General features: G+C 70.8%; 9 protein-coding genes. 6 read left to right on the top strand and 3 right to left on the bottom strand.

Features of this window, described 5'->3' with window-relative positions:
- Positions 1-167 precede the first annotated feature (167 nt).
- Both VGL85_RS12545 and VGL85_RS12540 read left to right on the top strand, forming a co-directional pair.
- Complete coding sequence (locus VGL85_RS12545; protein ID WP_331589282.1) at positions 168-4,430, top strand: strawberry notch-like NTP hydrolase domain-containing protein; 4,263 nt, start codon at positions 168-170, stop codon at positions 4,428-4,430.
- A 237-nt stretch (positions 4,431-4,667) separates the two neighbouring features.
- Entirely contained in the window at positions 4,668-5,606 is a 939-nt protein-coding gene (locus VGL85_RS12540; RefSeq protein WP_331589281.1) for a DUF2493 domain-containing protein, read from the top strand.
- Positions 5,607-5,695: 89 nt separating this feature from the next.
- Here the strand turns inward: VGL85_RS12540 and VGL85_RS12535 are convergent, their stop codons facing one another.
- On the bottom strand, positions 5,696-5,911 hold the full coding sequence (locus tag VGL85_RS12535; RefSeq protein ID WP_331589280.1) for a hypothetical protein: 216 nt from the start codon (positions 5,909-5,911) through the stop codon (positions 5,696-5,698).
- Between the two features lie 103 nt (positions 5,912-6,014).
- Here VGL85_RS12535 and VGL85_RS12530 point away from each other — a divergent pair, with 103 nt between their 5' ends.
- Positions 6,015-7,115: a Fic family protein gene (locus VGL85_RS12530; protein WP_331589279.1), complete on the top strand. Its 1,101-nt coding sequence runs from the start codon at positions 6,015-6,017 to the stop codon at positions 7,113-7,115.
- A gap of 125 nt (positions 7,116-7,240) precedes the next feature.
- Here VGL85_RS12530 and VGL85_RS12525 read toward each other — a convergent pair whose 3' ends face one another.
- Positions 7,241-8,143 carry a hypothetical protein gene (locus VGL85_RS12525; protein WP_331589278.1) on the bottom strand — a complete coding sequence of 301 codons (903 nt, stop codon included), beginning with the start codon at positions 8,141-8,143 and terminating at the stop codon, positions 7,241-7,243.
- Positions 8,144-8,258: 115 nt separating this feature from the next.
- A complete protein-coding gene (locus VGL85_RS12520; RefSeq protein ID WP_331589277.1) occupies positions 8,259-8,549 on the bottom strand; it encodes a hypothetical protein in 291 nt (96 codons plus the stop codon).
- 188 nt (positions 8,550-8,737) lie between these two features.
- On the opposite strand from VGL85_RS12520, the gene VGL85_RS12515 reads away from it, so the two are divergent.
- From VGL85_RS12515 to VGL85_RS12505, 3 genes are read left to right on the top strand one after another with little or no spacing between them, the layout of a single operon-like run.
- Positions 8,738-9,115, top strand: a complete 378-nt coding sequence (locus VGL85_RS12515) for a helix-turn-helix transcriptional regulator (protein ID WP_331589276.1) — start codon at positions 8,738-8,740, stop codon at positions 9,113-9,115.
- Between the two features lie 26 nt (positions 9,116-9,141).
- Entirely contained in the window at positions 9,142-9,468 is a 327-nt protein-coding gene (locus VGL85_RS12510) for a hypothetical protein (protein WP_331589275.1), read from the top strand.
- Positions 9,468-9,881, top strand: coding sequence for a hypothetical protein (locus tag VGL85_RS12505; RefSeq protein WP_331589274.1), 414 nt, complete (start codon positions 9,468-9,470; stop codon positions 9,879-9,881). Before VGL85_RS12510 ends, VGL85_RS12505 begins: the two co-directional genes overlap by 1 nt.
- Positions 9,882-10,068 lie beyond the last annotated feature (187 nt).

The following is a 10,068-nucleotide window of genomic DNA, read 5'->3' as shown; positions in this document are numbered from 1 at the left end:
ACCGCGTCCCTCGCGGCCTGACGCGCGGAGAGCCCTCGCCCGACGGCGGGGGCTCTTCCTCCGCTGCCGCGCCGGCGCGGCTGGGAAAGCGAAAGCCCGGGGTGGGACGGGCGAGCCCGTCGGGACTGGAGGGAGGCGCCTTCCGCCGCGGGTGATCGGACCCGCCCATGAACGCCCTGCTTCCCCTGTTCGAGACCGTCCCGGCCGCCCAAGCCGGCGACCATACGGCCGCCAACCTGCTGGCCGCCGCGCGCGCCCTGCTGCCGCAGCTCAACCGGTCGCGGCCGCTGGACCGGCGGCTGGTGGCCAACGTCATGACCACCAGCTTCGGCGCGTCGGACGCCGACGGCGCCTGGCTGTGGCGCGACGCCTACGACGCCATCGAGGCGGCCATGGTCCTGCAGCTGCGCCGGCTCGGCCCGCAGCTGGGCCGCCTGGAGGACGCCGCGGCGGAGATCGTCGCCCTGCTGGCCAACCTCGCAGAGCTCGGCCTGACCCACACCCGCCGCAGCGAGGAGCAGGTCGCGCTCGACCAGTTCTCGACGCCGCCGCAGCTCGGCGCCCTGGCGGTGCTCGCGGCCCAGGTGCGCCCCGGCGACCGGGTCCTGGAGCCCTCGGCCGGCACGGGCCTGCTGGCCGTGCTGGCGGAGGCCTGCGGCGGCGAACTGACGCTCAACGAGATCGCCGGCCAGCGGGCCGACCTGCTGGACGGCCTGTTCCCGCGCGCGGCGCGCAGCCGCCACGACGCGGCGCATCTGCGGGACATCCTGGTGGGGTCCGGCGGCTTCCACGCGGTCGTCGCCAACCCGCCGTTCCAGCACCTGGAGACCCATCTGCACGCCGCCCTGGATTGCCTGGCCGACGGCGGCCGGCTGGCGGCGATCGTCCCGGCGCGGGTGTTCGAAGATGTGACCCTGCTTCGGAGGTTGTCCGCGCGCGACGCGATCGTCTTGCGCCTGGCGTTCCCGGCCCGCGCCTATGCGAAGCACGGAACCACCGTGGACACGGGCCTGCTGGTGGTCGACCGCGGCGTGGCCGAGTCGGCGCCGGCGCCGGTTGTCGCGGCCGAGAGCCTGGCGGACGCCGCGCGGGCTACGGCAGGCATCGCGCCTCGGCCCACCGCGCAGCCACGGCAATTCCGGTCGGTCTCGGCGGTGGCCTTGCTGGCGCCGCGCGCCCGCGGTCTGGCGTCGCCGTCGAACCGGCTGGCCTTCCTGACGGCCTGCGCGCCGGTCGCCTACGCGGCCAAATCCTGGTCCGGCGAAGGCCGCGACGTCGGCCTCTATCAGGCCTATGCGCTCGGCCGTATCGCCTTCCCCGCCGCGCGGCCGCATCCGTCGCCGCTGGTGGAATCCGGGCCCATGGCGTCGGTGGCGCCGCCGGCCCCGACCTATCGCCCGGTGCTGCCACAAGCCGTGGCCGCCGAGGGCAGGCTTTCCGAGGCGCAGTTGGAGACCGTCGTCTACGCCGGCGAGGCCCACGCCCAGGTGCTGCCGGGATCCTGGACGCTGGGACAGGCGCCGCACCAGGCCTTCCTGGCGCGGGAGGACGAGCCTGAGGCCGTCCGTTTCCGCAAGGGCTTCTTCCTCGGGGACGGCACCGGCTGCGGCAAGGGCCGGCAGATCGCCGGGGTCATCGCCGACAACATCGCCCAGGGACGCACCCGCGCCCTCTGGCTCTCCAGGAACGACGCCCTGCTGGAAGACGCGCGGCGCGACTGGTGCGCGATCGGCGGCGCGGGGTCGGACATCGTCCCGCAGTCGGCCTGGAAGCAGGCCGACGCCATCCGCCTGGATCGCGGCGTGCTCTACAGCACCTACGCCACCCTGCGGCAGCCGGCGCGCGGCGACCGGCCGTCACGCCTCGACCAGATCGTCGCCTGGCTGGGCGTCGACTTCGACGGGGCGATCGTCTTCGACGAGGCCCACGCCATGGCCAACGCGGCCGGCGGGGCCAAGGGCGGGCGCGGACCGAAGAAGGCCTCGCAGCAGGGCATGGCCGGCCTCGCCCTGCAGAACCGGCTTCCCAATGCGCGGGTCCTCTACGTCTCGGCCACCGGCGCCACCACGCCGGAGAACCTGGCCTATGCGGCGCGGCTCGGCCTCTGGGGCGGGCCGGAAGCGCCCTTCCCGACGCGCGACGGCTTCATGGACGCGGTGGAGTCGGGGGGCGTCGCGGTCATGGAGCTGATCGCCCGCGAGCTGAAGGCCATGGGCCTCTATATCGCCCGGTCCCTGGCCTTCGACGGCGTCGAATACGACGCCCTGCGCCATCCCCTGACCGCCGACGACATCGCGATCTGGGACGCCTGGGCCGACGCCTACCAGCTGATCCATCGCAACCTGCACGCGGCCCTGGAGGCGGTCGGCGTGACCGAGGAGGGCAACGCCAAGTCCGGCCAGGCCGCCTCGGCGGTGATGTCGGCCTTCGAGGGGGCCAAGCTGCGGTTCTTCGGTCACCTGCTGGCCGGCCTGAAGGCGCCGTCGCTGGTCGCCTCGATCCGGCAGGACCTCGCCGAAGGCCGCTCGGCGGTGGTGCAGGTGGTCTCGACCAACGAGGCGGTGATGGAGCGGCGGCTGGCGGAGATCCCGCCCGAAGAGTGGAACAACCTCGCCCTCGACCTGACGCCCAAGGACCAGGTGCTGGACTACCTGATGGGCGCCTTCCCGGTGATGGCCATGGACCCCGTCGAGGACGAGGACGGGAATGTGACCATGGTCCCCGTCATGGTCGACGGCCGCCCGGTGGTCAGCCAGGAGGCCCTGCGGCTACGCGACGAGTTGGTCACCGAACTGGCCTGCCTGCCGGCGGTCCCAGGCGTGCTCGACGCCGTGCTGGCCGCGCTGGGCACGGACCAGGTCGCCGAGATCACCGGCCGCTCCCGCCGGGTGGTGGCCCGGGAGGGACGCCGGGTGGTGGAGCGGCGGAGCGGCTCGGCGGCGAAGGCCGAGACCGACGCCTTCATGGATGGGCGAAAGCGCGTCCTGGTGTTCTCCGACGCCGGCGGCACGGGGCGCAGTTACCACGCCGACCTGGGCGTAGCGAACCAGCAGCGGCGGGTCCATTACCTCGTGGAACCGGGCTGGCGCGCCGACGCGGCGATCCAGGGGCTCGGCCGCTCGCACCGCACCAACCAGGCGGTCGCCCCGTTGTTCCGGCCGGTGACCACCGACATCCATGGCGAGAAGCGCTTCCTGTCGACCATCGCGCGGCGACTCGACAGCCTGGGCGCGCTCACCCGCGGTGAACGCCGCTCCGCCGGCAATGGCCTGTTCCGGCCGGAAGACAACCTGGAGAGCCCCTGGGCGCACCGCGCCCTGCAGGCCTTCTACGTCGCCCTGCACTCCGGCGAGGTCCCGGCGATGGATCGGGAGGCCTTCGAGGCGAAGACCGGGCTGCGCCTACTGGACGCCGAGGGCCAGCTGCGGGCCTCGGACGCCCTGCCGGCCATGAACACCTTCCTCAACCGCCTGCTGGCCCTGCGGATCGCCGACCAGAACGCCCTGTTCGAGGCTTTCGACCAGATTCTCGGCAGCATCCTCGAGCGCGCGGCGGCTTCGGGCCTGCTGGATCGCGGGCTGGAGGACATCGTCGCCGAGGACCTAACCGTCACCGAGGAGGCGATCGTCCGCACCGATACGGTCACCGGAGCCGAGACCCGTCTGGTCAGCTTCCAGATGCGCAGCCGCCGGGCCCTGGTCGCGGCGGAGGTCGCGGTCGAAGGCCTCGATCCGCAAACCGTGTCCCATGTCCGCAATGGCAAATCCGGGCGCGCGGCGCTGGCGGTCCATGGGCTGACCACCACCGACGACGACGATCGGCTGACCCCGGCCGTGCGGCTGATCCGGCCGGAGAAGCGCCAGGTCCTGCCGTTGAAGGCCTTCGAGGACTCCGCCTGGGAGGGCTGCGCCGCCGAGGCCTGGCGCGCCGCCTGGGACGCGGAGATCGCCGAGGCCGACCCCTGGATCCGTCGCGACCTGGTGCTGGTCACCGGCCTGTTGCTGCCGGTCTGGAGCAGCCTGCCGGCCAAGCGTACCTCGGTCCGCCGGATCAAGGCGCCGGACGGGCGCCGGTGGCTGGGCCGTGTGCTTGAACTCGACCAGGTCACCCCGCTGAAGATCGCGCTCGGCCTGACGGACACGGCCAGGGCCGTCGCCGACGGCTCGAACGCCGTCCAGTTGGTGATGCGCGACGGCGCCTCGGTGGCGCTCACCGGAGGCTTCTGGCTGCGCAAGGCCAAGGTCATGGATCGCCACCGCCTGGAACTGGTCGGCGGCGCGGCGCAACGCTCCATGCTCACGACCATGGGCTGCTTCGTGGAGATCATCGCCTACACGCCGCGGGTCTTCGTCCCGACCGACCGGCCCGAGGTGCTGGCGGCCATCCTGGCCCGGTGGCCGGCGCAGTCGATCCTTCCGAAGGCGGCCTAGACAAGAGGGCCGCCGGGGCCGCCGGCGGCACTCGGCCTGAGGCGCCCGCGAGGGATGAAGGGGTGACAGGCGACGGCTGTCGGGGGTTGCGGCCGGTGGGCTCCCATGACCTCGCCATCCGGCAGCGCGGCTCACAAGGGACGCTGCGCTCAAAGCCCTTGTGGGCCCCGTCGCCGGCCGGCGCGGGGGCGGTCAGGAGCCGACCGGCTCGACCAACCCCAGACAAGGCCAACCGCCATGCAACCCATCCTTCATCTCCCCAGCGCCGACGCCCTCACGCGCTTCGAATCCTTGGCGCTCCAGCTTGACGATCCCAGGCCCTATCCGCCGGAAGACGCGCTCCAGCAGGTCGGCCATGCCCTGATGACCGAGCTCCTCGACCTGGTGATCGAGACGCCGCTCGAGGACTTCGCCGCGGTGATCTGCGAAGCGCTCATCGGCGCCTTCCACTCGGCGGCGCAGCGGATCGAGCGCGACGCCGACAAGGCGCGCGACAGCCTCAACGTCCTGGTCCGGGATTTCGACGGCTCGGAAATCCTCGACGTGGAGATCCAGGACGCCACCCGCCTGGCGCGGGCCGCCGACGTCGCGACCCTGGCCCTGGAGCTGGTCCGCGACGCCGCGTCGGCCAGCTACACCACCGCCACAGGCGATGTCTGGACTCCCTGGAAGGGCGCCATCCGCGGCTCCCGGGTGACCGCCGCCCAGATCGAAGCCCGCGAGGCCCTGCGGATCCGCAAGGCGGCGAAGCACGCCGCCGCCGATCCAGGGGCGACGGTCGTGGCCTTCCGGGCGTCACCGCAGGCCAACGCCGTGGAGGACGCCAACCGCATCTTCGACGCCCTGAACTGGGCGCACGCCCAATGGCCGGACATGGCGCTGGCCACCTCCGGCGCCAAGGGCGGGGAGAAGCTGGCGATCCGCTGGGCGCAGCAGAAGCGCGTCACGCTGGTGCTGGCCAAGCCCGACTTCGACCGCGACGGCCGCGCGGCGCCATTCCGGGCCAACGACGAGATGCTGGCGCTGGAACCGGTGTGCGTGCTGACCCTGGCCAACAGCCTGAACAGCGACCGCGCCCAAGCCGGCAAGCCGTTCGGGCCGGCGCTGAACCTGGCGCAGAAGGCGCAGGACAAGGGTGTCCTGCATTATCCGGTCAGGGCCAGGGACCATCGCTGAAAGGCGAGCTCCGCGCCCCCAAAGGCCAGGCCATGCCCGCTGACGCGCGGGCTGGCCGCGGCCGTGACGGCGATCCTCGGGCGGCTGGCTCAGGGCGCCGCGAAAACCCGGCAGCCCTCGCGGGCGCCGAAAACGGCGCGGGGCTGGAAGGCCGCGCCGATGGCCTTCTGTCCCGCGGAGATGACTTTGACTTTCCTCGAATTGATTTGCGAAAGGCCGCCAGCGGTTTCGCACATCGCAAATTCCGGTGTGGTAAGGTCGTTTTCCACGGGATCGTTTGTGCAAAGCGGCGAGGCTTTGCGCATCTCACAAGCCCCAGACTCGAAATTTCACTTATCACAAACTCAGTTGTGTAAATTTCAAAAGAATATTCTTTTCACAAGGCGGAGGTCCTGGCTATAAGCCGGCATGGCCAAGGCCCCTTGCGTCCCCGACGATCTGCCGCCGAAGCTGGACTGGCGCGCCCTGGCCAAACTCATCGGTAAGGGCAACGCCGCCGTCGCCCGCTACGACGGCATGCTGCAATCGCTGCCCAATCCCAGCGTGCTGTTGTCGCCGATCACCGCGAACGAAGCCGTACTCTCGTCGCGGATCGAGGGCACCCAGGCGACCCTCGACCAGGTCCTTGAATTCGACGCCGGTCTCGAAGGGGCGGAACGGCGGCGGCCCGACATTGAAGAGGTCTCGAACTACCGCATCGCCGTGCAGATCGCGGAGTTCGCGCTGCAGGAGCGGCCGCTATCGCTGTCCCTGATCCGGGCCGTGCATCAGCGCCTCATGCAGGGTGTCCGCGGCCGCGACAAGGACCCGGGCCGGTTCCGGGAAGACCAGAACTGGATCGGACGCCCGGGTGATGCGATCGATCGCGCCCGGTTCATCCCGCCCAGTCCGATGATCCTTCCCGCCGCGCTGCAGGCCTGGGAAGCCTTCATCCAATCCGACGCGGAGGACCCTGTCGTCCAGGCGGCGATCGCACATGCCCAGTTCGAGATCCTGCATCCGTTCAAGGACGGCAATGGCCGCATCGGGCGGATGATCATCCCTCTGCTGCTCTACCAGCGCCGGGCCCTGTCGGCGCCGATGTTCTATCTCTCCGAATATCTCGAGGCCCATCGCGACGAATACTACGACCGTCTACTGGCGATCACCGACGACGGTGACTGGCAAGGCTGGATGTCGTTCTTCATCAACGCTGTCGTCGTCCAGGCCGAGGTCAACTTTACGAAGGCCCGGGCGATCCAGGACCTCTACCAGGCGATGCGGACCGCCTTCGCCGAGGTGACGAAATCGGCCAACGCCCACCGCGCAGTGGACGCCTTCTTCAGGCGCCCGATCATCGCCGCGCCGACATTTTTCGCCGATGGCGGATTCAACAACCGTGTCACCGCCAACAACATGCTGCAGCGTCTAGTCGACGCGGGTCTGATCGAACGGATCCGCGAAGGCGCGGGCCAGCGCCCATCGGTCTACGCCCTGACGCGGTTGATCGACATCGCCGACGGTCGGTGACCGCGCCGCGAACGCCCAGGGTCCCCGACCGACGGGGGCGAAGCCAGAAGCCGGCCTGCGGCCAGCCGCCCCTACGGTATGGGACCGCTCGAGGGCGCGGCGCCTGCGGAGCCGGCGGGTCTCCTTTAGGACGACGGGATGGCGAGCGCGCCGACGGCGGTCTGCCGCGCGGCGGCGAAGGTCGGGCCGTCAAGCAGGCGCCGGACGGGCAGGTCGCCCCAGCCGTTGGCGGTCATCCACCGCCGCACCTGGGCCGCGCGGGTCGGATCGGCCGAGGCCGGGCCGCCGTTGGCCAGCAGCATGGCGCCGCCCGGCCCCTTGCGCGCGGCGGTCGGGTACAGCCAGGCGCGGATCGCGGTCGAGGCGCTGTCCTGGCCGAAGCTCAAGGTCCGGTACTGGGCGATCTGTTGGTCGGCGGCCATCGCCTGCTGGGCCGCGGCGGCCTGCACCCCGGTCAGAGCCCCTTGCGGCGTGCCCGCCTCATAGAAGCTCTCCAGGTCGACGATGGCCGTGCTCAGCGGATAGTCGGCGAGCGGACGCTGCAGACCGGCGAGGATCGGCACCAGGGCGGACTTCCGCCCGGCGTTCATCTGCGCCACCAGGGCCGCGGTGGTCTCGTCGTCGAACAGGTTGCGTTCGCTCGACGGCCGCGATCCGGTCAGGGCGGCGGAGGCCGCGCCCAGGACGGTCTTGGCGTAGGGCCGCCCCACCAGGGCGCCGGAGAGGTCCACACCGAGCTTGGCGAGGTCGAAGGCGGACTGGGTGACCGCCTGGCCCAGGGCGAAGCGGCCGATGTAGTCGATGTACTGCAGATTGTAGAGGGTGAGCCGCCCGACCACGAAGGCGTTGCGCCGCGCTTCGGTCTCCGGCTGGCTGTAGTAGGCCGCCACCGAGGTCGCCGTCCCGAACTGGGCGGAGAGGTCGGAAATGTCCTTGTGCAGGTCGAAGGCCGGCGGCGGCCCGGCCGGCGACGGCAGGTTGGCGCAGCAGCCGAGCGCCAGGCCGAAGACGCCGGCGCCCGCCGCCAACCGCAGGCGAAGAGCGCTTCGCCCCGCCCTGCCGGGCGTGTGCGGGCGAGATCGTCCTGGAAGGTCGCGTCGTAGGGGCATGGTCCCGGCTCCGGTTGTCACTTGGGTTGTAATACTACTTATACGTGTGTTCGCGCATGGCCGTTGAGCGCGCTCGGCGCCCGGGAAGGGCCGCATCCAGGTGGGCCTGGGCCGCTTCGAGCTCCCGTTGCAGGACCGACAGCAGCGAGACGCCGGCCGTATGGCGGACCCGGGCCGCCGGATCCGCGGGCGGCTCGGCGAACAGCGCCCCGGCGTCGATCGCCGCGAGCAGGGCGACGGCGTCGGTGACCCGCGCCCAGGCCGCCTCCACCACGGCGGCGAGACAGACCCGTTGGGCGCCGCGGCAATCGACGGTGGGGTTCATCGCTCTCTCCTTGTTCCTGGCGCGATCCCGCGTCCTCGAAGAGAATGGAACAAACAGAGAACATCTGTAAAGCGGATTTGTATAAAATATACTGACTGCCCCGTGGCCACGCCCGGGCGGAGCTGGCTCATCGGACTGGTCAGCGCGCCGCGATCCGCATAATTCGGAGGCCATGTGAGGACCGGCAAATGGACGATCTCAAGCGGCCCCATCCCACCGACGTCGTGGTTGGCGGGCGCGTGCGCGCCGCGCGCGCCGCCTGCGGCCTGTCGCAGGGCGCGCTGGCCGAGGCCATCGGCGTGACCTTCCAGCAGGTGCAGAAGTACGAGAACGGCTCCAACCGGATCTCGGCGTCCAAGCTGGTGGAGATCGCCACGACCCTGCGGGTCAGCGCGTCGAGCTTCCTGGCGGGGCTGGGCGACTGCAAGGGCGACAACGACGATCGCCGCACTGTGGAAAGGCCCGAAGCCGTCGACCTCCTGAGCGCCTATTCCCGCCTGCCGCCCCATATGCGCAAGGCGGTGCTCGAGTTCACGACAACGCTGTCGGCAGGCATCAAGGGCTAACCCTGCCAGGTCCCATGGGAGGTGAGGTGGCGCCTTCGAGCAACAAGCAACTGGCTTTCGGCTTGGCCCCGCTGGCGTTCGTGGTGATGGGGCTTGCGACGCTGGCCTGCGGGGCCATCAGCGCCGAGAGGCTCGACACGGTCTATCTGTTCTACGCGGTCGCCGCTTTCGGCCTGGCGGCCGGCGGATTGCAGTGGCGCTACCGCAAACGGCTGATCGCCGAGGGCGGCGCCGGGCGCAACACCCTGTTGGTGCAGCTCTACGGCATGGTCATCCTGACGGCGGTGTGCGCCGTCCCCGGAATCCTGCTCGGGCGCGCCCTCGCCGGAACCGACATTTGGACGGGCCACTGATGGCGCGGCCGTACAGCCAGGCCCGCGACCCGGTCGTCTGGGCGATCGGCGCGGCGGTGTTCGGCGTCCTGATCGGCGGAAGCTTCCTCATCACCTATTTGGATCTGCGGAATGTGCGCACGGCGATCGAAGGCCAGCACAGGGGGGCCCGCGCGCAGATCGTTTCGGTCTGGTTCGGCCGCAGGACGGTCTGCGGCGCCTACCGGCTGTCCGGCGATCCCCACGCCTGGCGCTACCTCACCTGGAGCGGCGGGGCCTGGGCGGAGGGCGCCTATCCGTACGCCAGGCTTCCCGCCGCCACCGCCAGGGCCTTCCAGCAATGCTATGGCCACGTCCGCGTCGGCGGCGGGGGTCGGGGCGGCATCGTGGTGATCTATATTCCGCCGGCCCGGATGCTGGCCAACCTCGGTTGACGCCACGCGGCCGCAGCCGGTTTACGGGGCAAATGATCCATCACCGGATGTCGCAACCGTTTGAGCGGCCGATCGGCATCGAAAGGCCTTGGGTCCCTGCGCGGTGAACCTCGGCCCTGGCGGCGCCGCAATGGGATTGCGGCCCTTCCGCAAGGTGGCGGGATATAGCCCTAATATATTGATTGAT

The sequence above is a fragment of the Phenylobacterium sp. genome, from assembly GCF_036501465.1.
Taxonomy (GTDB): domain Bacteria; phylum Pseudomonadota; class Alphaproteobacteria; order Caulobacterales; family Caulobacteraceae; genus Phenylobacterium.
This window is presented reverse-complemented; position numbering and strand designations above follow the sequence as displayed.